Here is a 22,488-nt window from a genome sequence, read left to right as displayed (position 1 = left end):
GACCGAGTTCGCGGCGACGTGGAGGCTCGGTTACCGGCCGGTCGCCTCCGTCACGGCCGGGGGCGCCGCCGTCCCGAGCAACCGGCCACCGCCGGGCGCACGGCCCGGGGCCGGGCCGGGTGCGCCGCCCGGGGCCGGCGGCGGGAGGCAGCGGTCCGGGCGGCGCGCCCGTCAGTGCTCGTGGTCGAGGCCGTGCTCGTCCCGCAGCGCCGCCGCCTCGTCCGGGCGGTCCAGCAGGTCCAGCGCCCGGGCCAGCAGCCAGGCCGCCTGCTGCGCGGGACGCGTCCCCGCCGGCAGCCCGCCGAGCACCTCCCGCAGCAGCGGCTCCGCCGCGGCCGGCCGGTCGAGCCGCAGCAGCAGCTCGCCGGTGAAGACCTCCACCTGCGCGGCCTCGCCGAACGCCTCGATCGACCGGAGCCGGGCGGGCACCCCGGCCAACCGGTCGTACGCCTCCGCCTCCCGGTCGTGGGCGACCAGCACCCGCGCTCCGGCCTCGGCCGCCAGCGCCAGCTCGTACGTCACCGGCGGCGGCTCGTCCAGCTGCCCGGCCAGCCCCGCCGCCAGCTTGTCCAGCTCCTCGACGGTGCCCAGGGCCGCCGCCTCGTCACCGGCCCAGAGCCGCGCGTACGCCTCCCGGCGGCGGGCCCGGAACTCGTCGAGCGGCAGCCCGGCCTGCCGGTACGCGGTCGCCGCCGCCGCGAACCGCCCCGCCGCCAGCGCGTCCCGGTCGGCGTCGTAGAGGATCCCGCCGGCCTCCTCCAGCACCTGGGCCCGGTGCGGGAGGTTGTCGGGGCCGTCCAGGTTGTCGGCGAGCTGCTCCAGCAGGGCCAGCGCCGGATCGATCTCGCCCAGCCCCTCGTAGACACCGGCGAGCAGGTGCCGGCACCGGTCCGCCTCGGCCTGCGCGCCGAGCCGGTCGAGCCCGAGCACCGCCTCCTCCGCGACCTCGGCCGCCTCGCCCAGCCGACCCGCGACCCGGTACGCGTTCGCCAGCTCCCACCGCAGGAAGGCGTCGCCGTCGGCGCCCCGCTCGACGCAGAGCGTCACCGCCTCGGCGAAGTCGTCCACCGCGTCGGCGGCCCGCCCCACCGTCATCAGCGCCCGGCCCCGGGCGACCCGGACCGGCAGCCACGCCTCGGCCGGCGCCACCCGCAGCGCCTCGTCGCAGGCGGCGACCGCCTCGGCCGGGTCCTCGGTCGTCCGGGCGTACGCCAGGCAGGCCGCCGTCACGACGTCGCCGAGGCCCAGCTCCCGGCCCAGGTCGCGGGCCCGGACGGCGGCCTCGTGCGCCTCCGCCACCCGGTCGAGCTGTTCGAGCAGGTGGGACCGGTGCAGCGCGATCCGGGCGGCCAGCCACGGGTCGCCGCCGGCGCCGGCCGGCACCCGGTCGAGGACCTCGACCGCCTCCGACCAGCGTTGCCGGTGCATCAGCGCCAGCGCGACCCGGTCCAGGCCGGCGGCCCGCTGCCGGTCGTCGCCCCGCCGGTCGAGCACGTCGGCGGACTCCCGGACCAGGTCGAGCCCCTCCTCCGCGGTCTCGTCGGCCCCGGCCAGCAGCACCCCGAGCCGGCCGGCCACGGTCTGCGCCCGCAGCTCGGCGCCGAGCTCCCGGTAGGCCGCGACGGCCGCGCGGTGGGCCGCGACCGTGGCGGCCACGTCCTCCCCGTCGCCCAGCTCGGCGGCGCGCAGCTCCAGCCGGTGGGCCGCCGTCGCGGCGGGCACGTCCGTGGCGCCGAACCGGTCGTCCCAGGCGGCCAGCGCGGCCCGGAACGCCTCCTGGTCGTGGCGGCGCAGCCGCTCCTCGGCGAAGTCGAGCAGCGCGTCGGCGTCGGCGTCGACCGGCACCGGCGCGGTGGGGGCGAGCGCCGGCGCCGGATCGGCGGCCGGCCCGCCGCCAGCGGCCGGCGCCGGCCGGCGGCGCAGGCTGGCCGAGAGCGGCAGGTGCGCGCCGGTCGGCTCGGCGGCGAGCCGCCGGGCGATCCACTCCGACTGGTACGACGTGCCGTTGCGGGCGTCGAACCGGGCGGCCAGCGCGGTCGCGGTCGCGGTCAGCTCGGCGGCGAGCGCCGACGCGGTGACCTCGCCGGCCGGCCGGTCGCCCGCGGCCCGCCGGTAGACGGTCAGCTCGCCGGCCCGGCGCAGCGCGGCGGCGCCGGTCGCGGCGAAGTGCATGGCGGCGGCCGGCGAGGGCGCCCGGTCGAGCCAGTCGAGGTGCCGCTCGACGATCTCCACCGCGCGGGCGTCGTTGCCGGTCAGCGTGCAGAACTCGACGTGGTTGCCGATGTCCCACAGGTCCGACAGGTTGCCCCGCAGCCGGCGGTACGCCTCCCGGTGGGCGTCGCGCGCCTGCTCGGGACGGTCGGTGTGCAGGTAGGGCAGGAGCAGCGCGGTGAGGATGGCCTGCGGCTGCTCCGTGCAGCTCAGCCGGCCGGCGAGGACCGGCTCGGCCAGGGCGACCGCCTCGGCGTGCCGGCCGGTGTCGGCGAGGTACTGCACCTGCGTGGTGGGGTCGCAGCCGGCGCAGTCGGAGAGCTCGTCGCGGGGGGTGGTCTGCCAGAGCCGGTACCAGTGCTCGGCGGCTTCGGCGTCGCCCAGATGGTCCGCCACCTGGAAGCGGTGCTTGTGGACGGCCTGGAGGCTGTGCCCGCCCTCGCGGTATCGGCGCTCCATGTCGTCGAGCACCGCGTTGGCGCGGTCCAGCGGGATCTCGGGAAACCGCAGCAGGCCGGTGACCATGTACTTGAAGTGCCACAGCAACTGGTGGGCGTAGCGCTGGTGGTACGGCTGCGGGTCGCGGTCGAACTCGGCCAGGCACCAGGAGAAGGTGACGAAGGACTTCGCCGGCTCGCCGCCGTAGACGTACGCGGTGGTGGCCTGCATCCGGGTCACGAACGCCAGCTCACGGTCGTCGGCGGCGTCCACCCGGCGCAGCAGCTGCTCGACGGCGGCGATCTGCCCCGCGCCGTACGGCATGTCGGCGACCTCGCGGAGCACCCGCCACAGGTCCTCGTCCTCGGTGTTCATCGCTCACTCCTGTCCCGGCACGGCCCGGCCGAGCAGGCCGAGGAAGGAACTGTTCAGCAGCGCGGCGTCGGCCGCGCGGATCGGATGGTGCCCGAGCAGCAGCGCCTGCCCGTAGAGCGCCTCGACGGCCAGCCCGGCCAGCTCCGGGTCGGTCAGCGTGGTGACCCGGCGGACCAGCGGGTTGCGGTGGTTGAGCACCAGCTGCGGGCGGTCCGGCGGGGCGGAGGCGGCCAGCGCGTCCAGCACCCCGCCCCACAGCTCGTCGGCCCGGTCCCGGCTCGCCGCGAGCTGGTCGTTGAACGCCGCCGACCGGCTGACCAGGTAGAGCGCCGGCAGCGAGACGGGGTCGTACGCCCGGACGACCACCTCGCAGCCGAGCCGCTCCAGGGCCCGCTGGGCGGCGGTGAGGAACGGCCGCAGGGCAAGCTCGACCTGCGGGTCGAGGCTGTCGAAGCGGGTGGTCAGGTCGCTGGGCTCCAGCCGTTCGACGAGCACCGAGCGGTCCACCGCCGGCAGCCGCTCGATCAGCTCCGTGTCGTAGGTGTAGCCGCCGTTGACCACCGCCACGTCCTGCGCGGCGGCGACGGCGGCGAGCTGGCGGAACTCATCCAGGCTGGCCGCGTAGCGGAGCACACCGTGGCGCTGGCGGAACTCGGCCAGGGTGAGCGTGCCGACGTTGGTCTCCATCGGCCACCACTGGTCGACCAGGCGCAGCATCTCGTCGTCGTGCAGCGCGAGCGCCTTCACCCCGAGGTGGTGCACCTGGAGGAACTCGGCGAGCCGCCGCGGGTCGTGCCTGGCGAGCCGGACCAGCCAGCCGCGCACCTGGTCGCCGAGGGCCTCCCGGGTGGCGGCGAGCAGGCTGTCCTCGTAGAGAGCCTCGCGGCTGGCCGTCGGGCGCAGCTCGGTGGCGTCGACCACGCAGTGCGCGAAGAAGGCCCAGTCGGGCAGCAGCCCGTCGGCGTGCTCGGCGAGCAGCATCCGCTTGAGGTGGACCCGGTGGCCGGCCCGGGCCGCCGGGTTCACCGGGGTCGGCAGGATGAAGGCGGCCCCGGTCAGGCCGGCCTCCGGCACCGACAGCGGCAGCACGTCGAACGGGTCGAAGCCGAGCGTCTCGCGGGCGTAGCGGACCAGGGCGGCCCGGTCGACCGGCGCGCCCGGGGCCGTCGGCCAGGGCGGCGGCCCGGAGGTGGTCACCACGTCGCCGACCCGGACGGTGACCGGCAGCAGCGAGCCGAAGAGCCGGGCCAGGTCGACCACGGTCGGGGTGCCGAACCACTGGTCGGCGTCGCGGCGCGGCACCAGCGTCACGGTGGTGCCCGGCTCGGCCCGCCCGGCCCCGGGCGGGGCCGGCTCGACGGCGTACCGGCCGTCGGAGTGCCCCGTCCAGTGCACCGTCGGATGGTCGCCGTGCCGGGTGACCACCCGGATCTCGTCGGCCACCAGGAAGCAGGAGAGCAGGCCGATGCCGAACTGGCCGAGGAACTCGTGCCGGGAGAAGCCCAGCTCGTCGCGCTTGGAGCTGCGGCCGATGGTGGCCAGCAGCTCGTGCACCTGCGCCTCGGTGAGGCCGATGCCGGTGTCGTGCACCCGCAGCGTGCCGTCGCCGGTCAGCTCCGGGGTCTCGACGCGCACGAGCGCGGGCGCGTCGGGGTCGGCCGCCCGGCGCGCGGTGATCGCGTCGACGGCGTTCTGCAGGAGCTCGCGGACGTAGACCCGCGGGCTGCCGTAGAGGTGATGACTGAGCAGGTCGACCACGCCACGGAGGTCGACCTGGAAGGTGTGGTCCACGCTGGAGTGCTCCCCGGTCCGGTGCCGGCGCCCACCGTACCGATGATCACCGACACGCGCGGTCCCCTTTTCCGGCGGCTTGACCCTCGACCCGGTCGAGCCCCGAGGCTCGCCGCCATGACCGCACCCCCGCTCGGCCGCGACTACCGGCTGCTCTGGTCCGCCGCCGTCTCCTCGCGCCTCGGCGACGCCCTGCGTACGCCGGCGCTGGCGCTGCTGGCCGCGACGCTGACCCGCGATCCCCGGGTGATCGCCGCGGTGACCGTGGCGGGCCAGCTCCCGCCGCTGCTGTTCGGCCTACTCGGCGGCGTGTACGCGGACCGCTGGGACCGCCGCCGGACGATGGCGGTGGTGGACGCGCTGCGGGCCGTCGTGGTGGGCGGGCTGGCGGTCGCCGTGGCCGCCGACCGGGCCGGCGTCGCGGTGCTGGTGGCGGCGGCGTTCCTGCTCGCCGCGCTCGGCACCCTCTTCGACGCCGCCGCGTTCGCGATGCTGCCGTCGGTGGTGCCGCCGGCCGCCCTGTCCCGGGCCAACGGCCGGCTCCAGGCCGGCACGGCGGTGGCCGGCGGCTTCCTCGGCGCCCCCGCCGCCGGCGTGCTCTTCGCCCTCGCCGCGCCCCTGCCGTTCGCCCTCGACGCCCTCACCTTCGCCGCAGCCGCCCTGCTCACCCTCGCCCTGCGCCCCACCCCGCCGTCGGGCACGTCGCGCCCGGACGAGACCGCCCGCGAGCCGGGGAGCGCCGGCCACGGCCGCGCGACCGCGGCGGGGCGGGGACGGTCGGTGTGGCGGGAGGCCGGGGAGGGGCTGCGGTTCCTGCGGCGGGACCGGACGCTGTGGCGGCTCACCGGGTTGACCGCCGGAAGCAACCTGGCGATCAGCGGGCTGCTGGCGGTGCTGGTGATCTACGCGCTCGACGTGCTGCGGGTGCCGCCGGCCGGGTACGGGCTGTTCGCGGCGGCGGCGGTCCTCGGCGGGCTCGCCGGTGGGCTGTGCGCGGGCCGGCTGGCCGCCCGGCTCGGCACGGTGCCCGCGCTGCGCGCCGTGCTCGCCGTCCAGACCGTCGCGCTGACCGGGCTCGCGCTGGCCCGGCACCCGGTACCCGGCGGGCTGGCGCTGGCCGTCTTCGCCGCGGGCACCACCGTGTGGAACAGCCTCTGGGCCACCTACGGGCAGCGCCACGTGCCGCCCGGCCTGCTCGGCCGGGTCGGCTCCGCCCAGCGGATGGTCGGCCTGCTCGCCGCGCCGGTCGGGGCGGCGCTCGCCGGCCTGGCGGGCGCGGCGTACGGGACGGGGCCGGTGGCGGCGGCGGTGGCCGGGGTCTTCGTGCTGGTCACCCTCGCGGCGTGGCGGGCGCTGCGCCCGGCCGCGTCGGTGCCGCCCGCCGTCCCGCGCCCCGCCGTCGGCTCGGCATGACCGCCCGCCCGGAGCGGTGCCCGGCCCGCCGGAAGGCGATCGGCGAGGTCCCCCAACCTTTTCCGGGGGCCGGTGCGTCTGCCTGGTGACGGCGCGGACCCGGCCGGAGGGAGGGCGGATGGGAGCGGCGACGGCCGACGACGGGCGGGACGGCTACGTCGCCTTCGTCGAGAGCCACCAGCACCGGCTGCTGCGCGCGGCCTACCTCGTCTGCGGCAACCGGCACCAGGCCGAGGACCTGCTCCAGGACGCGCTGCTCAAGCTCGCCCTGCGCTGGCCCGCCGTGCGGCAGGGCGACCCGGCCGCGTACGTGCGGACCATCCTCTACCGCGACGCCGTCTCCTGGTGGCGACGCCGCCGCCGGGAGTGGCTGAGCGCGTACCCGCCGGAGCGGGCGGCGCACGAGGGCGACGGGGCGCTGCGGCTCGCGTTGCGCGACGCCCTCGGCCACCTGCCGCCCCGGCAGCGGGCGGTGCTGGTGCTGCGCTACTTCGAGGACCTCACCGAGGCGGCCACCGCCGAGGCGCTCGGCGTCACCGTCGGCACCGTGAAGAGCCAGTGCCACGCGGCGCTGCGCCGGCTCCGCGAGGTCGCCCCGGAGCTGGCCCGCGACGAGGGGCGGCCCGGCGACGGCCCGGTCACCGGATTGGAGGTGAACCCGTGAGGGACGACGAACTGCGAAGGCTGCTCACCGCCGCCGCCGAGGACGTCCGGCCGGCCCGCCCGGCGGCGACCGGCTGGGAACGGGCCCGCCGCGTCCGGCGCGCCCGTCGGGCCGCCGGCGCCGCCGCCGTGGCGGTCGCCCTGCTCACCGGGGGTACGGCGGTGGCCCTGCGCCCGGCCGACCCGCCGCCGCCGGCCGCCGCGACGCCCGCCCCGAGCGCCCCGCCCGTGCAGCGGCCGCCGGCCGAGCTGAGCTACCCCGGCGACCCGCTGGGCCGGCTCGGCGACCCGGTCGGCGCGAAGCTCTCCGCCCGACCCGTGCGCCAGGCGCTGGCGCTGTACCAGCCGGTCGACCGGGACACCGGCGCGGCGGGCCCGATCCGGGTGCTGGGCGACGACGGGCTCGTCCGCGAACTGGACGTCGTGACCCCGGCCCCCACCCGCGACGCCCACGGCAACGAGGCGGTCCCGCTCAAGACGGGCAGCCTCGCGCCGGACGGGCGCGTGGCCGCCCTCGCCCAGACCGACGAGGTGGTCGTGGTCGACCTCACCACCGCGGCGGTCCGCCGGTTCCCGCTGGCCGGGCACCTGGAGCACGTCCTCTGGTCCGGCGACCGGCTGCTCGTCGGCGACGACGACACCACGTACGAGATGGATCCGCGTACCGGCGCCAGCCGGAAGATCCCGGTGTCGCCCTGGGACGTGGCCGTGCCCGACCCCGGCGGCCAGCCGGACCTCCTGCTGGAGCTGGGCGGCCCGCCGGGTGGCCTGATGCTGCACCGCGTCGCCACCGACGAGCGGGGACGCGGGCAGGACCGGGTGCCCGTCCGCACCTCCGGGCTGATCCCGGAGCACCGCGTCGACGAGTTCTACGGGCGCGGCTGGCTGCGCGGCGAACGGCTCGCCCGGGCCGGCTGGATCAGCGCCGGCAACACGAGCGGGCTGGAGGGGGTCGCGGTGCTGGACGCCCGTACCGGGACGGTGACCCAGCTGCTCGACCTGGGTCGGGACGGGTGGAAGGGCTGCTGCGAGGTGCTCGGCTGGGACCGGGAGGGGGCGGTGCTGCTGCGCCACGCCCCGGGCGGGCTGCTGCGCTGGCGGCCGGAGACCGGCGAGGTCACCGGCGTCACCCGGGACCTGTACGGCGCGGTGTCGCTCGCCGCCCGCTGACCGGGCCGGCCCCTCCCGCCGGCGCCCCTTTGCCGCCTCGTACCGTGGCCGCCATGACGGACGCCCCGACCGGAGCCCCCGACCCGGCCGCCCCCGACGCCCGGTCGGCCGGTCCTGCGGCACCTGTCAGGATCCTGCTGGCGGAGGACCAGGGGATGATGCGCGGCGCCCTCGCCCTGCTGCTGGACCTCGAAGACGACATGGAGGTCGTGGCCCAGGTGGCCGAGGGCGACAGGATCGTGCCGGTCGCGCTGGACGTCCGGCCCGATGTCGCGGTCCTGGACATCGAGCTGCCCGGCCGCACCGGGCTGGACGCCGCCGCCGAGCTGCGCACCCGACTGCCCGACTGCCGGGTGCTCATCGTCACCACGTTCAGCCGGCCGGGCTATCTGCGCCGGGCGATGGAGGTCGGGGCGAGGGGGTTCCTGTCGAAGGACGGCCCGGTCGACCAGCTGGCGGCGTCGATCCGGCGGGTGCTCGACGGCGAGTCGGTGATCGACCCCGCGTTGGCGGCCGCCGCGCTCAGCGCCGGGCCGAGCCCGCTGACGGCCCGGGAGCGGGAGGTGCTGGCGGCGGGGCAGGGCGGCGCGACGGTGGCGGACATCGCGGCGAAGCTGTGGTTGTCGGAGAGCACCGTCCGCAACTACCTGTCGTCGGCCATCGGCAAGACCGGGGCCCGCAACCGTACGGAGGCGGCCCGGGTCGCCGACGAGCGCGGCTGGCTCTGACCCGCGCCGTCCGGCGGTGACATTTGTCCTGCCGGGGTCCGGATATTTTCGTCTACAAGGCACCTGACCTGCGCCCGTAGCGTTTCCGGCATGACGCAGACAGGTGGTGCGGAACCGGTGGTGACCTTCGCCGGCGCGGTCCGCGCGTTCGGAGACGTACGGGCGGTCGCCGGGCTCGACCTCACGATCGGGCGGGGCGAGCGGGTCGCGCTGCTGGGCCGCAACGGCGCGGGCAAGTCGACCTCGATCGGCCTGCTGCTGGGCCTGGACGAGCCGACCGCCGGCCAGGTACGCCTGTTCGGCGAGGCGCCGCGGCGGGCGGTCCGCGCCGGGCGGGTCGGGGCGATGCTCCAGGACGCCAAGCCCGTTCCCCGGGTCACGGTGCGCGAGCTGGTGACCTTCGTGGCCAGCACCTACCCGAAGCCCATGCCGGTCGACGAGGCCCTGGCCCTGGCCGGGCTCGGCGAGCTCGCCGGCCGGCGGGTGGACCGGCTCTCCGGCGGCCAGGCGCAGCGGGTCAGCTTCGCCGTCGCCCTCGTCGGCGACCCGGACCTGCTGGTCCTCGACGAGCCGACCGCCGCGCTCGACGTGGCGGCCCGCCGCTCGTTCTGGCAGTCGATGCGCGCGTTCACCGGCCGGGGCAAGACCGTGCTCTTCTCCACGCACTACCTGGAGGAGGCGGACCAGAACGCCGACCGGGTCGTCGTCATCGACCGGGGCCGGGTCGTCGCCGACGGCAGCGGCGCCGACATCAAGCAGGCCGTCGGCGCGAGCGTCGTCTCCTTCGACCTCCAGGGCCACCCGGCGCCCGCGGACCTCGGGTCCCTGCCGGGCGTGCTCTCGGTGGCGGTCGTCGACGGGCGGGCACGCCTGCGGACGGCCGACTCCGACGCCACCGTCCACGCCCTGACCCAGCGGGGACCGGTGCGGGGCCTCGAAGTGGCCTCCGCCGGCCTGGAGGACGCCTTCCTGGCCCTCACCTCTCCCACCGCCGCCCCCTCCGCCCCGACCCAGAAGGCAGGTTCGTGATGCTCGGCCAGATCGCCCCGGTGTACCAGTACGTCGGGCTGGAACTCCGTCGTACCTTCCGGGACGCCGGATTCGTCATCTTCGGCATCGGCACGCCCGTGCTGATGTACCTGATGTTCACCAACGTGGGCGGCGGCGTCGGCGTCGGCTCCTCCGACTGGGCCGTGACGGCGATGGTGGGCCTGGCCGCGTACGGCGCGCTCAGCGCCGGGCTGACCGCCGGCACGGCGGTCGCCGAGGACAAGGCGGCGGGCTGGCTCCGGCAGCTGCGGATCACCCCGCTGACCCCGGCCCAGGCGGTCCTCGGGCGGACCGTGACCGGTGCGCTGATGGTCCTGCCGACGATCGCGGTGGTGCTCGCCACCGGGGCGGTCGTCAACGACGTACGCCTCGATCCCGGCCAGTGGGTGGCGCTGGTGCTGCTGTTGTGGATCGGGTCGCTGCCCTTCACCATGCTCGGCCTCGCCAACGGCTACGCCCTCTCCGCCCAGACCACCAACGTGGCCAACGTGGTGACCAACCTGGTGCTCGCGTTCGTCGGCGGCCTGTGGTTCCCGGTCTCGGAGTTCCCCGGCTGGCTGGCCGCCGTCGCCCGGTGGACGCCGGCCCACCGCCTGGGCGAGCTGGGCTGGGCCACCGCCCGGGGTGACGTACCGGGCCTCGACACGGTCCTCGTGCTGGTCGCCTGGCTGGCGCTGTTCGCCGCGTACGGCGGCCACGCGTACCGTCGGGCCAGCCGTCGCGCCTGACGGCGGGACACCGGGACGTTCGGCGCGGGACGCGACCACCACCAGGCAGGAGAGGGCCGAGACATGCGGAGGTTCCGGTGGCCGGGCACGGACGTGGAAACCCAGGAGCTGCCCGAGCTGACCAGCGGGAAGGCTTTCCTGCCGTTCCTGATGCTGACCGCCGGCGCCGTCGCCGACCTCGTCCGGGGCGACGTGCCCCTGCCCTGGCTGGCCGGGACCGGCCTGCTGGCCTTCGTGGCGCTCTACGTCGCGGTGACGTTCCGGGCGTTCGACCCCCGCCGCCGGACGCAGCGGACCACGCTGGGCCTGCTCGCCGCCCAGGCCGCCGTCACCTACCCGCTGGCCCTGGGGTACGGCGGCAGTTGGATCCAGCTTTTCCTGCCGCTGGCGCTGGCGTGCGGCGTCGTACTCCGAGGTCAGCACCTCGTCGCGGCGCTGATCGTCCTGGGCGGGTCGGCGGGGGTGATCTCCGGGGAACGGGACCACGACCCGCTGGCAGCGATGATCAACGGTTACGGGACCTTCATCTCCGGCGTGGTGACGGCGGCGATCCTCGGTCTCGCGGCGACGACGGCGGAACTGCGCCGCACCCGGGAGGAACTCGCCCGGTCGGCGGTCGACCAGGAACGGCTGCGCTTCGCCCGCGACCTGCACGACCTGCTCGGGCACAGCATGTCGGTGATCGTCGTGAAGGCCGAGGCGGTGCGCCGGCTGGCGGAGCGCGACCCGGCGCGCGCGGCCGCCCAGGCGTCCGACATCGAGACCGTCGGCCGGCAGGCCCTGACCGAGATCCGGGAGGCCGTCTCGGGCTACCGGGAGAGCAGCCTCGCCACCGAACTGGACCGGGCCCGGTCGGCGCTGACGGCGGCGGGGGTGTCGGCCGACGTCCAGCTCTCCGGTCCGCCGCTCGATCCGGAGTCCGAGGCGGTGCTCGGCTGGGTGGTGCGGGAGGCGGCGACGAACGTCGTCCGGCACAGCGGCGCCACCCGGGTCGAGATCGTCATGGCGCACACCCCGCAACAGGTCCGGCTGGAGATCACCGACGACGGCGCCGGCCCGCAGCACTCCCGCCCGCCGGCCGGCTCCGGGCTGAAGGGCATGTCGGAGCGCCTCGCCGAGGTGGGCGGGTCGCTGGTGGCCCAGGCCGGGCCGAACGGCGGTTTCCGGCTGATCGCTGAGCTGCCGAAACCGACGTGACCCGGCCCGGGCCGGGCCGCGCGGGTGGGCGTCAGCTCGCGAGACCGCCGGGCTGGTCGCCCTTCACGACGGGGGCCCGGACGAGGTTGCCCCACTCGGTCCACGAGCCGTCGTAGTTGCGCACCTGCGGGTAGCCCAGCAGGTGCCGCAGCACGAACCAGGTGTGGCTCGACCGTTCGCCGATGCGGCAGTAGGCCACGATGTCGTCGTCCGGGGCGAGGCCGAGCTGGTCGGCGTAGATGGCGCGCAGCTCGTCGGGCGACCTGAACGTGCCGTCGTCGTTCGCGGCGGACTTCCACGGCTTGTTGACCGCGCCGGGGATGTGCCCGCCGCGCAGCGCGCCCTCCTGCGGGTAGTCCGGCATGTGCAGCATCTCGCCGGTGTACTCGCCCGGCGACCGGACGTCGACCAGGGGGCGGCCCGCCGCGACGTGCGCCATCACCTGCTCGCGGTAGGCCCGCAGCGGCGCGTCGTCGCGGCGCGGTACCGGGTAGTCGGCGCGCGGGCGGGACGGCTTGTCCCGGGTCAGCTCGCGCCCCTCGGCGACCCACTTCTGCCGCCCGCCGTCGAGCAGCCGCACGTCCGGGTGGCCGAAGAGCGAGAAGACCCAGAGGGCGTACGCGGCCCACCAGTTGAAGTTGTCGCCGTAGAAGACGACCGTGTCGCCCCGGCCGATGCCCTTGGCGGCGCACAGCTCGGCGAAGCTCGCCGCGTCGAGGTAGTCCCGGGTGACCTGGTCGTTCAGCTCGGTGTGCCAGTCCACCTTGACGGCGCCCGGGATGTGGCCGGTGTCGTAGAGCAGCACGTCCTCGTCGCACTCGACGACGACGAGGCCCTCGTCGCCCAGGTGCTCGGCCAGCCACGCTGTGGTGACCAGGCGCTGCGGGTCCGCGTACGACTGGAGTCGGGGATCAGGATCACTCGGCACAGACATGGTCCCCAAGGTACGCCGCATCCCGCGGGGGCCAACAGAAAACGGGTGCAGCGAACCGGACGCGCCACGCGTGACACCGGCGAAGCCGCCGACCACCGAGGATCGCCGATGACCATACGCCAGCGGACCGGGCCACCACCCACAACCGGGCCCGCCGTGGACTTCACCGACTTCTACCAGGCGCACTTCCACCGCCTCGCCGTGCAGCTCTACGCGTACCTGGGAGACCACGCGGAGGCGCAGGACCTCACCCAGGAGGCGTTCTGCCGGGTGCTGGAGCGGTGGGACCGGATCAGCGGGTACGACGATCCCTCCGCCTGGGTGCGCCGGGTCGCCTGGAACCTCGCCACCACCCGGCTGCGCCGGGTCCGTACCGCCGTCCGGCACCTGGCCCGGCAGCGGGAGGAGCACGCACCCGGGCCGGAGCCGGACCGGGTCGCGCTGAGCCGGGCGCTGGCCACCCTGCCCACCAACCAGCGGCGGGCCGTCGTGCTGCACCACCTGGCGCACCTGAGCGTCGCGGAGATCGCGGCGCAGGTCGACGCCCCCGAGGGGACCGTCCGCTCCTGGCTGTCCCGGGGCCGGGCCGCCCTGGCCACCTACTTCACCGAGCGGCAGGAGGCACACCGTGCGTGAGACCGCGCTGAACGAGATGTTCGCCGAGTTCGAGGCGGACGCCATGACCACCTTCCGGCCCCCGGGCGTACCGGCCGCTCAGCGCCGCGTCCGCGAGCGGCGGCGCCGGCGGGGCCTGCTGGCCGGCGTGGTCGCGCTCCTGCTGGCCGGGCCGGGTGGCGCGTACGCCGTGGCCGGCAGGGGCGGGGAGCCCACCCCGCCCACCCCGGCGCCCACCGTGTCGCCGTCCCCCACCACCACTCTTCCCGAGCGGCGGGCCGCCCTGCCCGGCGTGACCGGGAAGCTGGCCGACCTGCACTTCGTCGACGCCCGGAGCGGTTGGGCGCTCTTCGACACGTGCGACGCGAACGATCCGCGCGCGACCGGCTGCCGGCGAGCCGTCGGGCGGACCGCCGACGGCGGGGCGACGTGGCGGCCGACGGCGCCCCTCGACGCCCCGAGGGGGTCGGCGTACCTGTTGCCGGTCGACGAGCGGACGCTCACGGTGGCCGTCGGCGACTCGCTCGTCGTCACCACCGACGGCGGCGCGACCTGGTCCCGCCACCCGGTCGGCTCCCCGCCGCGGGCCGCGCAGGCCGGCGTCGCCACCCGCAGCGGGTTCCTCGTCCGCTGCCCGGGCTCCAGCGGCCTCGGCGACGGTACGAGGGGCACGTCGTGCCCCCGGCAGGAGCTGGCGAGGATCGGCGCCGGCCCCGTCCGGCCGCAGCCCCGGGTGGCCCTCACGCCGGAGACCGACAGCCAGCTCGTCGAGGGCGGCGACGGGCGGCTCTGGCTGACGGTGCGCGACGGCGACCGGCTCGCCGTCCTGGTGCACACGATCGGGGCGGCGACCTGGCGGGCGCTGCCGGCCGTGCCGGGGGCCGCACGGCTCCTGGTCTCTCCCGACGGCACCGACGCCTGGCTGGTCACCGTCCCGGACGGCGAGTCCGACGCGACGGGCCCCAGGAAGGTGTGGCAGCTGCTCGGGAACCGTTGGGAACGGCGGCCGGACCTGCCGAGCGACGCCAACGACGTCGCCGCGGCCAACGGCGGGGTCCTCGCCGTCACCGGGGCCTCCGGCGGCGGGTTCTGGACCGACGGACGCTACGTCGACTCGCCCGAACTGCGCGCGGGGCTGCGCGCCGGATTGACGGCCGGGACCGGCGACAGCCCGTGGGTCGACGTGCTGCGCGACGGCACGGTCGTCGTGGGCATCGGCACCGTCCGGATCGTCGGCGTCGGCTCCGGGGCCGTCCGCGCCTGGGCCCGGATCTCCTGACGCGCGGCGGGTCCCACCGCCACGGTGGGACCCGCCACCACCGTCCTGGCCGGCCAGGCGCGGCAGGACACGCCGTCCGGGCCGGTCAGGCGCGGTGGGAGCCGCCGTCCGGGCCGCTCAGGCGCGGCAAGATCCGCCGCCCGGGCCGGTCAGGCGCGGTGGGACCCGCCGTCCGGGCCGGTCAGGCGCGGCGGTGGGCGATCCGGCCCGCCACCACGGTCACCAGGCAGGCGCCGGTGGCGTCGAAGACGGCCAGGTCGGCGCGATCGCCGGGTCGCAGCTCGGCCGGCGCGGCGGCGGGCAGCACCCGCAGGTCGCCCCGGTCCACGGCCGCCCGCAGCGCCGGGTCGGCGACGTGCCCGGCGAGCACGGCGGTCACCCCCCGGCGCAGCAGCGCGTGCACCCGCTCGCGGGGAGAGTCGGCGGCCGGCAGCGGGCCGTCGTGCGTCAGCCCCGGCCCGAGGGTGCCCGGCCAGCGGCGGACCCGGGCCCCGGCGTACGCCCCGGTCAGCTCGGCCAGCGGGCCGACCGCGAGGATCCGGTCGGCCCGGACCGCGACGGCGGCCCCGGCCGTCGGCGGCTCGTCGGGGCCGGTCCGCAGCAGCGGCGCGGTGTGCAGGGTGAGCACGACTCAGTCGCCGACCGGGCCGAGCGCCGGGCGCTTGGCCGTGACCGTGTCGCCGGAGGAGCGGCCGGTGAGCCGGCGCCTGATCCACGGCGCCAGGTGCTGCCCGACCCACCGCAGGTCGGCGGCGCGGGCGGCCAGCCACGGCGTCGGCGCCGGGTGCGGCGGCACCATCAGCCACTCCTCGTCGCAGCCGACGCCGAGCGCGGTCAGCACCTGGGCGGCCACCCGCCGGTGCCCGGCGGCCGAGAGGTGCAGCCGGTCGGTGCTCCACAGCATCGGGTTCAGGTACGTGTCGTCGGCGTACAGGTCGACCAGGATCGCGCCGTGCCGCTCGGCGGTCTCGCCGACGGCCCGGTTGAGCAACTGGACGCGGGGCGCGACGAGCCGCTGGCCGGGCAGCCGGGCCATCACGTCGGCGAACCGGAACAGCACCACGTCGGCGCCACCGGAGCGCAGGTCCCGCACCACGTCGTCGAAGCGGGCGACCAGCGCGTGCGGGTCGAAGGTGCGGCGCAGCACGTCGTTGCCGCCGGCGGCGAAGCTGATCAGGTCGGGCTTCATCTCCAGCGCCGCCGGCACCTGCTCGGCCACCACGTTCGGGAAGAGCCGGCCCCGGATGGCCAGGTTCGCGTAGCGGAAGTCGGGGCCGGCCTCGGCGGCGAGCCGGGTGGCGACGAGATCCGCCCAGCCCCGGTAGGTGCCGTCCGGATAGGCGTCGTCCATGCCCTCGGTGAAGCTGTCCCCCACCGCAACGAAACTGCGCCAGCGCACGCGCGCCTCCCTCTGCCGTCCCGGTCGACCGTCGGCCAGTCTGTCACCGGGGCCGCCGGCCCGTCACCGCTCCGGCCGACCGACGTGGCGGAGGTCCCATCGGACACGCCGGAGCCGTCGCGCCCCGTGTCGCGACGGCTCCGGACGAGCGGTGGAGCGGATCAGCCGGAGACGCCCAGGATCTGCTGCCCCTTCAGCGCCGTCGGCTCCGGCACCTCGCTGATCTTCCGGCCGTCGCCGTCGAGCAGCACGAGCACGTTGTGGTCACCGGCCCTGGCCCTGGCGACCAGCGTCCCGTCCGTCTGGAAGTACGCCTGAAGCAGCTTCCGGCCGCCGAGTTCCAGGTCGACCTTCCTGCCGGTACGCGTGTCGAGCACGGCGTTGACGTCGAGTTCCCGCGCCACGTCGCCCGACTCCTCGTCCGGCCCCCGCAGGCGCAGCGCGATCCGGGAGCCGTCCGGCGAGAGGCTCGCGACGTCGAAGCAACTCCTGTCGGCGTTCCCGCCCACGTTCGGAATCGATCGGCTCTTCCGCCCGTGCTGGTCCGTCAGCACGACCCGCCCCGACGATCCGTCGGGGAAGGCGAGCACCTTGCCGTCGGCCGACCAGAGCGGGTGGCAGCCCCGCAGGTCGCCGATCCGGGTGAACTTCCCCGTCGACAGCTCGACCACCCCGACCTCGGTGACCACGCTCGGCTCCGCCGAGACGACGCGCGACACGGTGACTCGCCGGGAGTCGGGTGCCCAGGTCGGCGTCCAGCAGTCCTGCTCGACGAGGTTGCCGCGGTAGACCCGGGCGTCCGTGCCGTCGACGTCGGCGACCCGGAGGTACGAGGAGTCGTCGACCCAGGCCACCCGCTCGCCGTCGGGCGAGACGACCGCGTTGGCGATCGCCGCGCGTACCGGAACGGAAAGCAGCCGGACGGGCTCGGAGCCCGGCCGGAACGACCAGAGGCGCTCCGGGCCCGCGCCACCGGGCTGCGGGCCGTAGAAGACCCGCCCGATGGTCGCGGTCGGCCCCACCGCCCCGGAGCTCACCGCGGCGTCCGGGGAGGCGGTGGTCGTCGGCGGCGTCACGCGGGGGGTCGGGGTGGAGGTGGTCGAAGGGGTGGTGGCCGGCACGGGCGCGGGACCGTCGTCGCGGGGCATCAGCGCGAAAGCGGTGCCGGTGGCCGCGCCCAGCATCACCACGGCGGCGGCGGAGGTGGCGACGGCGCGCTGGACACCGAGCCGGTGGGAGGTACGCAGGGCCCGGTCGCGCAGGTCGGCCGGGCTGACATCGTCGGCTAGCGCGGCCAGATCGAGCCGGAGGCGGTCGTCGTTCATCGGGCGCTTCCTTCCAGGGCGTACAGCTCGGCGAGTTCCGGGGCGACGGTGCGCAGCTTCGCCAGGGCCTTGGAGGTCTGGCTCTTGACGGTGCCGACGGTGACGCCGAGCAGGTCGGCAGCCTCGGCCTCGGTACGGTCCTCGAAGAACCGCAGGACCAGCACGGCGCGCTGCTTGGCGGAGAGCTTCCGCAACGCGGCCCGCAGGGTGAGCCGGAGCGTGGTCTGCTGGGCGTGGTCGGGGGCCGAGCCGCCTCCGCGTGGCTCAGGCATGTCGCCCGGCATCGACTCGGCGACCCGGCGGCGCCGCCACCAGGAGACTTGGAGGTGGTACATCGTCCTGCGGGTGTACGCCTCGGCGTTCCCGCTGTGGTGCAGCCGGTTCCACGAGCGGTGGGTCCGGGCCAGCGCGGACTGGACGAGGTCCTCGGCGAGGTGCTGGTCGCCGGTGAGCAGGTAGGCCGACCGCAGCAGCGCCGGGGTGCGGGTCCGGACGAACGAGTCGAACTCACTCAGGAGAGGGTCCACACGAGCCGATCCTTGGGGTCAGGTGGTGCATCATCGTGACGCCTCCCCAGACGTCGTCCCGATCCGGCGTGGTTGCCGTCGGCGGCGGTGAATTTCCTCCGGGGTCACAAATCGGATCGCCCTCCCGCCGAGCCCGGTCGTACGCTGCGCCAATGCTGCTGCGCATGTCGACCCTGCTGCTCCGGACCCTGCGCGAGGACCCGGCCGACGCGGAGGTGCCGAGCCACCGGCTCCTGCTGCGGGCCGGCTACGTCCGCCGCGCGGCACCGGGCGGCTACACCTGGCTGCCGCTGGGCAAGCTGGTGCTGGACCGGGTCACGGAGGTGATCCGGCGGGAGATGACGGCGATCGGCGACCAGGAGGTGCACTTCCCGGCGCTGCTGCCGGCGGAGCCCTACCGGGCCAGCGGCCGGTGGACGGAGTACGGCGACGACATCTTCACCCTCGCCGACCGCAGGGGAGCCGAGCACCTGCTCGCGCCCACCCACGAGGAGCTGGCCGCGCTGCTGGTGAAGGACCTGTTCACCTCGTACCGGGACTTCCCGGTGACGCTCTTCCAGATCCAGACCAAGTTCCGCGACGAGTCCCGGCCCCGGGCCGGCGTGCTGCGCGGGCGCGAGTTCCTGATGAAGGACGCGTACTCGTTCGACCTGGACGAGGCGGGCCTCCAGGCGGCGTACGACCGGCACCGGGACGCGTACCGGCGGATCTTCGACCGGCTCGGGCTGGAGCACACGATCGTGCACGCGATGTCGGGCGCGATGGGCGGTTCGGCGTCGGAGGAGTTCCTGGCGGCGACGCCGGTCGGGGAGGACACCTTCGTCGGCTGCACGGCCTGCGACTACGCCGCCAACACGGAGGCGGTGACCACGCCCGCCCCGCCGGCCGGCGACCCGGACGCGCAGCCGGCGGCCCAGGTGCACGACACCCCCGAGACCCCGACCATCGCCAGCCTGGTCGAGCTGGCCAACGCCCGGCGGCTGGCCGGCCGGGACGACTGGACCGCCGCCGACACCCTGAAGAACGTGGTGCTCCGCCTGCGCCGGCCCGGCGCGGCGGAGACCGAGCTGCTGGTGGTGGGGCTGCCCGGCGACCGCGAGGTGGACCTGAAGCGGCTCGGCGCGGCGGTCGCACCGGCCACCGTGGACGTCTTCGACGGCTGGGACGCCCACCCGGAGCTGGTCCGGGGCTACCTCGGCCCGCAGGTGCTGGCGAAGCTCGGCATCCGCTACCTGGTGGACCCTCGGGTGGTGCCGGGCAGCGCCTGGTTGACCGGCGCGAACGAGCCGGGCCGGCACGCCACCGGGGTGGTCTGCGGCCGGGACTTCGTCCCGGACGGCACGGTCGAGGCCGCCGAGGTGCGTGCCGGCGACCCCTGCCCGGCCTGCGGCACGGGCGAGCTGACCATGCGGCGGGGCATCGAGATCGGGCACATCTTCCAGCTCGGCCGCCGCTTCACCGACGTCTTCGCCGTCGACGTGCTCGGCCCGGCCGGCAAGCCCGTCCGGCCGACCATGGGCTGCTACGGCATCGGGGTGTCCCGGGCGGTGGCGGCGATCGCCGAACAGCACCACGACGAGCGGGGACTGGTGTGGCCGGCGGCGGTCGCGCCGTGCGACGTACACCTGGTCGCCGCCGGCAAGGGGCCGCAGTTGGCGGCGGCGCTGGAGCTCGGCGGGCGGCTCTCCGCCGCCGGGCTGCGGGTGCTGGTCGACGACCGCACGCACGTCTCGGCGGGGGTGAAGTTCACCGACGCCGAGCTGGTCGGCGTCCCGCGCGCCGTCGTGGTCGGCCGCCGCCTCGCCGAGGGGTACGTCGAGCTGCGCCACCGCGCCTCCGACGAGCGCGTCGAGCTGCCGGTCGACGGGCTGGCGGAACGACTCGTCGCGGAGGTGCGCCGGGAGCGCGGCGACATGGTGTAGCGAACGCGCCACGGGGTACCGCACTCCGATCGGCCGGATGTTCTCTGGAGGCTCTCATGACCGGTTACCGGGTCAGCGACGTGATGACGAGGCAGGTCATCTACCTGCCCGCCGAGACCACCCTGGACGAGGCTGCCCGGGTGATGAAGGAGGCGGACATCGGCGACGTGGTCGTCACCGACGGCGCCACCCTCGCCGGCATGCTCACCGACCGGGACATCGTGGTGCGCGCGGTGGCCGAACGCAGCGATCCGGCCAGCACCACGATCGGTTCGATCATCACCCGCGAGGTGGTGATGATCGAGCAGCACTCGACCGCAGCCGAGGCGGCGGCCCTGATGCGGGAGCGGGGCATCCGGCGGGTGCTGGTCTGCGACGCCGAACGCAAGCTGGTCGGCATCGTCTCCCTGGGCGACCTCGCGATGCAGCTCGACCCCAACTCGGCGCTGGGCGAGATCAGCGAGCAGGCACCGACCGTCTGACCCCGGTGCGGCGCCGCACCCGGACCGGCGCGCGTCGGCGGTCCCGGTGCGGCGGCGCGGCGGGCCCGGTACGGCGGCACGGCGGGCCCGGCTCGCGACGGCGGTCCCGGTGCGGCGGCGCGGCGGGCCCGGCTCGCGACGGCGGTAGCCTCGGGGGCATGTCTTCCATGCCGGCCAGGCTGTCCGAGATCGTCGACGAGTTCGCCGCCGCGCCCCGCGACGTGGTGCTGGAGATGCTGCTGGAGTATTCCGACGTCGTCCCGCCGCTGCCCGCCGGTTCCGTGGACCGGGAGGGCATGGAGCAGGTGCCGGAGTGCCAGACGGCGTTCTTCCTGCGCGCCCGGGTCACGCCGGAGAAGACGGTGGAGACCCTCTTCGACTGCCCGCCCGAGGCGCCCACCACGCGGGCGTTCGCCGGCATCCTCGCCGAGGGGCTGGCCGGCGCGAGCCCGGACGAGGTGCTCGCCGTCCCCGACGACCTCTACCAGCGGATGGGGCTGGCGCAGGCGATCAGCCCGCTGCGGGTGCGCGGCGGCACGGCCATCCTCGCCCGGCTCAAGCGCCAGGTCAGGGAACAGATCGGCTGATCCGGGGGTTGTCACCCGGCATGGAGATCGAGATCTACGCCGACGTCGCCTGCCCCTGGTGCTACATCGGCAAGCGCCGGCTGGAGCAGGCCCTGGAGTCGTACGACGGCGAGGTGACCGTCCGCTACCGGCCGTACCAGCTCGACCCGTCGCCGGTGCCCGAGCCGCGCCCGCTGGTCGAGGCGGTCGCCGCCAAGTTCGGCGGGCAGGACCGCGCCCGGCAGATGTTCGGGCACGTCACCGAGGTGGCCGCGGGCGCCGGGCTGAAGCTCGACTTCGACCGGGCGGTCGCCGCGAACACCTTCGACGCGCACCGGCTGGTCGCCTGGGCCACCGAGCGGGGGCGTGCCGCCGAGACGGTGGACGCCCTCTACCGGGCCCACTTCACCGACGGGGTGGACGTCGGCTCCCGGGACGCGCTCGCCGCGCTGGCGGGCGAGGTCGGCCTCGGCGAGGCGGAGGCCCGCCGGTTCCTCGACTCCGACGAGCGGGTGGCGGAGGTCTCCGGGGAGCTGGCCGCCGCGCGCCAGATCGGCGTGACCAGCGTGCCGACGTTCGTGCTCGCCGGGAAGTACGCGGTCACCGGCGCCCAGGAACCGGAGACGCTGCTCGCCGCCCTGGCCGAGGTGGAGCGCCGCGAGGCCGCCGGCTGACCCGCGCAACCGAGCCGACCTCCCGGCTGGCGGCGGTCGGCGCGACTCGGCCCGACTCCCGGTTAGCGGGCGACCGGCGATGTTTCACGTGCAACGGTATCGACGCCGATCAGCGGCTAGGCCGGTCGGGCCAGGTCCTCCACCACCCGGGCGCCGGGCAGCGCGCCGAGCGCGGGCCCGGGCAGCGCGATCTTGCTGTGCCGTACGCCGGAACCGATGATCACGTGCGGGGTGGCGATCACCCGGGCGTCGACCAGGATCGGCCACTGCTCCGGCAGGCCGATCGGGGTGATCCCGCCGTACTCCATGCCGGTCAGCTCCACCGCGTCGGCCATCGGCGCGAAGCTCGCCTTGCGGACGTCGAGCGCCCGACGGGCCACCCCGTTGACGTCGACCCGGGTGGTGGCGAGCACGACGCAGGCCGCGTAGCGGACCGTCCCCTCGCGCTTGCCGGCCACCACCACGCAGTTGGCCGACACGTCCAGCCCCACCTCGTACGCCGCGCAGAAGGCGGCGGTGTCGGCCAGCTCGGCGTCGATCGGCGCCACCAACACGTCGTCGGCGTCCACCGGAGCGTCGGCGGGCCACTGCCCGAGGGCGGCGGCGACCGGCGGGGCGAGCAGGTCGAGCCGGGCGCGGGCGGGTTCGGTCTTCAGCGTCCCCATCACGCTGCGATCCTCGCACCACCCGGCCCGCTCCGCCCACCGGGGACCCACGCCCCGGGCCGGACCACCCGCCCCGGTGTCCGCCCGTCCGGCGACCGGTCACCGGGCGGACGGACACGGGTCAGTTGCCGGTGAGGAAGCCGTTCTCGTGCAGCAGGGCACGGTCCCGCGCGGCGGCCAGCTCCTCCGCCCGCTGGGCCTGGACCCGGCGCACCTCGATCTCCTCCAGGGCGTGGCGGATGGCGAGCCGCACGACGCCGTAGAGGAAGACGAAACCGGCGACGTACAGGATGACGGTGGCGACCATGGCGAACATGGCGTCACGGTAGGCCGGAC

22 protein-coding genes are annotated in these 22,488 nt (G+C 76.0%); 13 read left to right on the top strand and 9 right to left on the bottom strand.

Features of this window, described 5'->3' with window-relative positions:
- Positions 1–171: 171 nt before the first annotated feature.
- A complete protein-coding gene (locus ACWENR_RS07945) occupies positions 172–3,024 on the bottom strand; it encodes a hypothetical protein (protein WP_452276272.1) in 2,853 nt (950 codons plus the stop codon).
- 3 nt (positions 3,025–3,027) lie between these two features.
- On the bottom strand, positions 3,028–4,815 hold the full coding sequence (locus tag ACWENR_RS07940) for an HSP90 family protein (protein ID WP_452276271.1): 1,788 nt from the start codon (positions 4,813–4,815) through the stop codon (positions 3,028–3,030).
- A 117-nt stretch (positions 4,816–4,932) separates the two neighbouring features.
- Between ACWENR_RS07940 and ACWENR_RS07935 the strand changes: the two genes are divergently transcribed.
- From ACWENR_RS07935 to ACWENR_RS07905, 7 genes are all read left to right on the top strand, one after another.
- Complete coding sequence (locus ACWENR_RS07935; protein WP_452276270.1) at positions 4,933–6,228, top strand: MFS transporter; 1,296 nt, start codon at positions 4,933–4,935, stop codon at positions 6,226–6,228.
- A 118-nt stretch (positions 6,229–6,346) separates the two neighbouring features.
- Complete coding sequence (locus tag ACWENR_RS07930) at positions 6,347–6,892, top strand: SigE family RNA polymerase sigma factor (RefSeq protein WP_452276269.1); 546 nt, start codon at positions 6,347–6,349, stop codon at positions 6,890–6,892.
- On the top strand, positions 6,889–8,061 hold the full coding sequence (locus ACWENR_RS07925) for a hypothetical protein (RefSeq protein WP_452276268.1): 1,173 nt from the start codon (positions 6,889–6,891) through the stop codon (positions 8,059–8,061). The genes ACWENR_RS07930 and ACWENR_RS07925 overlap by 4 nt, the downstream gene beginning before the upstream one ends.
- Before the next feature lie 53 nt (positions 8,062–8,114).
- A complete protein-coding gene (locus ACWENR_RS07920) occupies positions 8,115–8,789 on the top strand; it encodes a response regulator transcription factor (RefSeq protein ID WP_452276267.1) in 675 nt (224 codons plus the stop codon).
- A 90-nt stretch (positions 8,790–8,879) separates the two neighbouring features.
- The gene (locus ACWENR_RS07915) at positions 8,880–9,818 is read left to right on the top strand and encodes an ABC transporter ATP-binding protein (RefSeq protein WP_452276266.1); all 939 of its coding nucleotides are present in this window, start codon (positions 8,880–8,882) and stop codon (positions 9,816–9,818) included.
- The gene (locus ACWENR_RS07910; protein WP_452276281.1) at positions 9,818–10,567 is read left to right on the top strand and encodes an ABC transporter permease; all 750 of its coding nucleotides are present in this window, start codon (positions 9,818–9,820) and stop codon (positions 10,565–10,567) included. Before ACWENR_RS07915 ends, ACWENR_RS07910 begins: the two co-directional genes overlap by 1 nt.
- Before the next feature lie 63 nt (positions 10,568–10,630).
- Positions 10,631–11,764, top strand: a complete 1,134-nt coding sequence (locus ACWENR_RS07905) for a sensor histidine kinase (protein ID WP_452276265.1) — start codon at positions 10,631–10,633, stop codon at positions 11,762–11,764.
- Positions 11,765–11,795: 31 nt separating this feature from the next.
- Here the strand turns inward: ACWENR_RS07905 and ACWENR_RS07900 are convergent, their stop codons facing one another.
- Complete coding sequence (locus ACWENR_RS07900) at positions 11,796–12,698, bottom strand: sulfurtransferase (RefSeq protein WP_452276264.1); 903 nt, start codon at positions 12,696–12,698, stop codon at positions 11,796–11,798.
- Between the two features lie 108 nt (positions 12,699–12,806).
- Between ACWENR_RS07900 and ACWENR_RS07895 the strand changes: the two genes are divergently transcribed.
- Positions 12,807–13,334, top strand: coding sequence for an RNA polymerase sigma factor (locus ACWENR_RS07895; protein ID WP_452276263.1), 528 nt, complete (start codon positions 12,807–12,809; stop codon positions 13,332–13,334).
- Positions 13,327–14,592, top strand: coding sequence for a hypothetical protein (locus ACWENR_RS07890; protein WP_452276262.1), 1,266 nt, complete (start codon positions 13,327–13,329; stop codon positions 14,590–14,592). Before ACWENR_RS07895 ends, ACWENR_RS07890 begins: the two co-directional genes overlap by 8 nt.
- Before the next feature lie 181 nt (positions 14,593–14,773).
- On the opposite strand, the gene ACWENR_RS07885 is transcribed toward ACWENR_RS07890, so the two are convergent.
- The 4 genes from ACWENR_RS07885 to ACWENR_RS07870 all read right to left on the bottom strand — a co-directional run bounded on the left by ACWENR_RS07885 (position 14,774) and on the right by ACWENR_RS07870 (position 17,843).
- Entirely contained in the window at positions 14,774–15,220 is a 447-nt protein-coding gene (locus ACWENR_RS07885) for an imidazolonepropionase-like domain-containing protein (RefSeq protein WP_452276261.1), read from the bottom strand.
- A 3-nt stretch (positions 15,221–15,223) separates the two neighbouring features.
- Positions 15,224–15,991, bottom strand: coding sequence for an SGNH/GDSL hydrolase family protein (locus ACWENR_RS07880; protein ID WP_452276260.1), 768 nt, complete (start codon positions 15,989–15,991; stop codon positions 15,224–15,226).
- A gap of 161 nt (positions 15,992–16,152) precedes the next feature.
- On the bottom strand, positions 16,153–17,316 hold the full coding sequence (locus ACWENR_RS07875; protein ID WP_452276259.1) for a hypothetical protein: 1,164 nt from the start codon (positions 17,314–17,316) through the stop codon (positions 16,153–16,155).
- The gene (locus tag ACWENR_RS07870; protein ID WP_452276258.1) at positions 17,313–17,843 is read right to left on the bottom strand and encodes a SigE family RNA polymerase sigma factor; all 531 of its coding nucleotides are present in this window, start codon (positions 17,841–17,843) and stop codon (positions 17,313–17,315) included. The genes ACWENR_RS07875 and ACWENR_RS07870 overlap by 4 nt, the downstream gene beginning before the upstream one ends.
- A gap of 152 nt (positions 17,844–17,995) precedes the next feature.
- Here ACWENR_RS07870 and ACWENR_RS07865 point away from each other — a divergent pair, with 152 nt between their 5' ends.
- The 4 genes from ACWENR_RS07865 to ACWENR_RS07850 all read left to right on the top strand — a co-directional run bounded on the left by ACWENR_RS07865 (position 17,996) and on the right by ACWENR_RS07850 (position 21,487).
- Entirely contained in the window at positions 17,996–19,765 is a 1,770-nt protein-coding gene (locus tag ACWENR_RS07865) for a proline--tRNA ligase (RefSeq protein ID WP_452276257.1), read from the top strand.
- 56 nt (positions 19,766–19,821) lie between these two features.
- Positions 19,822–20,247, top strand: a complete 426-nt coding sequence (locus ACWENR_RS07860; RefSeq protein ID WP_452276256.1) for a CBS domain-containing protein — start codon at positions 19,822–19,824, stop codon at positions 20,245–20,247.
- Between the two features lie 158 nt (positions 20,248–20,405).
- Positions 20,406–20,834 (top strand): SufE family protein, encoded by a 429-nt coding sequence (locus tag ACWENR_RS07855; RefSeq protein ID WP_452276255.1) that lies wholly within the window; start codon positions 20,406–20,408, stop codon positions 20,832–20,834.
- 20 nt (positions 20,835–20,854) lie between these two features.
- On the top strand, positions 20,855–21,487 hold the full coding sequence (locus ACWENR_RS07850; protein WP_452276254.1) for a DsbA family oxidoreductase: 633 nt from the start codon (positions 20,855–20,857) through the stop codon (positions 21,485–21,487).
- Between the two features lie 116 nt (positions 21,488–21,603).
- Here the strand turns inward: ACWENR_RS07850 and ACWENR_RS07845 are convergent, their stop codons facing one another.
- Together ACWENR_RS07845 and ACWENR_RS07840 are read right to left on the bottom strand one after the other, a co-directional pair.
- Positions 21,604–22,152, bottom strand: a complete 549-nt coding sequence (locus ACWENR_RS07845) for a YbaK/EbsC family protein (protein ID WP_452276280.1) — start codon at positions 22,150–22,152, stop codon at positions 21,604–21,606.
- A 121-nt stretch (positions 22,153–22,273) separates the two neighbouring features.
- Positions 22,274–22,468, bottom strand: coding sequence for a hypothetical protein (locus tag ACWENR_RS07840; protein ID WP_452276253.1), 195 nt, complete (start codon positions 22,466–22,468; stop codon positions 22,274–22,276).
- Between the last annotated feature and the right edge of the window lie 20 nt (positions 22,469–22,488).

This window comes from Micromonospora sp. NPDC004336, from assembly GCF_053602615.1.
Note: the sequence above shows the minus strand (reverse complement) of the source record. Positions and strands in the feature narration are given on the sequence as shown.

What these genes read in the sequence shown, in the direction of transcription:
- ACWENR_RS07915 (WP_452276266.1), top strand. Translation starts at nt 8,880, where the DNA reads ATGACGCAGACAGGTGGTGCGGAACCGGTGGTGACCTTCGCCGGCGCG.
- ACWENR_RS07945 (WP_452276272.1), bottom strand. Translation starts at nt 3,024, where the DNA reads ATGAACACCGAGGACGAGGACCTGTGGCGGGTGCTCCGCGAGGTCGCC.
- ACWENR_RS07900 (WP_452276264.1), bottom strand. Translation starts at nt 12,698, where the DNA reads ATGTCTGTGCCGAGTGATCCTGATCCCCGACTCCAGTCGTACGCGGAC.
- ACWENR_RS07910 (WP_452276281.1), top strand. Translation starts at nt 9,818, where the DNA reads ATGCTCGGCCAGATCGCCCCGGTGTACCAGTACGTCGGGCTGGAACTC.
- ACWENR_RS07860 (WP_452276256.1), top strand. Translation starts at nt 19,822, where the DNA reads ATGACCGGTTACCGGGTCAGCGACGTGATGACGAGGCAGGTCATCTAC.
- ACWENR_RS07935 (WP_452276270.1), top strand. Translation starts at nt 4,933, where the DNA reads ATGACCGCACCCCCGCTCGGCCGCGACTACCGGCTGCTCTGGTCCGCC.
- ACWENR_RS07895 (WP_452276263.1), top strand. Translation starts at nt 12,807, where the DNA reads ATGACCATACGCCAGCGGACCGGGCCACCACCCACAACCGGGCCCGCC.
- ACWENR_RS07875 (WP_452276259.1), bottom strand. Translation starts at nt 17,316, where the DNA reads ATGAACGACGACCGCCTCCGGCTCGATCTGGCCGCGCTAGCCGACGAT.
- ACWENR_RS07865 (WP_452276257.1), top strand. Translation starts at nt 17,996, where the DNA reads ATGCTGCTGCGCATGTCGACCCTGCTGCTCCGGACCCTGCGCGAGGAC.
- ACWENR_RS07905 (WP_452276265.1), top strand. Translation starts at nt 10,631, where the DNA reads ATGCGGAGGTTCCGGTGGCCGGGCACGGACGTGGAAACCCAGGAGCTG.
- ACWENR_RS07855 (WP_452276255.1), top strand. Translation starts at nt 20,406, where the DNA reads ATGTCTTCCATGCCGGCCAGGCTGTCCGAGATCGTCGACGAGTTCGCC.
- ACWENR_RS07920 (WP_452276267.1), top strand. Translation starts at nt 8,115, where the DNA reads ATGACGGACGCCCCGACCGGAGCCCCCGACCCGGCCGCCCCCGACGCC.
- ACWENR_RS07845 (WP_452276280.1), bottom strand. Translation starts at nt 22,152, where the DNA reads ATGGGGACGCTGAAGACCGAACCCGCCCGCGCCCGGCTCGACCTGCTC.
- ACWENR_RS07840 (WP_452276253.1), bottom strand. Translation starts at nt 22,468, where the DNA reads ATGTTCGCCATGGTCGCCACCGTCATCCTGTACGTCGCCGGTTTCGTC.
- ACWENR_RS07850 (WP_452276254.1), top strand. Translation starts at nt 20,855, where the DNA reads ATGGAGATCGAGATCTACGCCGACGTCGCCTGCCCCTGGTGCTACATC.
- ACWENR_RS07930 (WP_452276269.1), top strand. Translation starts at nt 6,347, where the DNA reads ATGGGAGCGGCGACGGCCGACGACGGGCGGGACGGCTACGTCGCCTTC.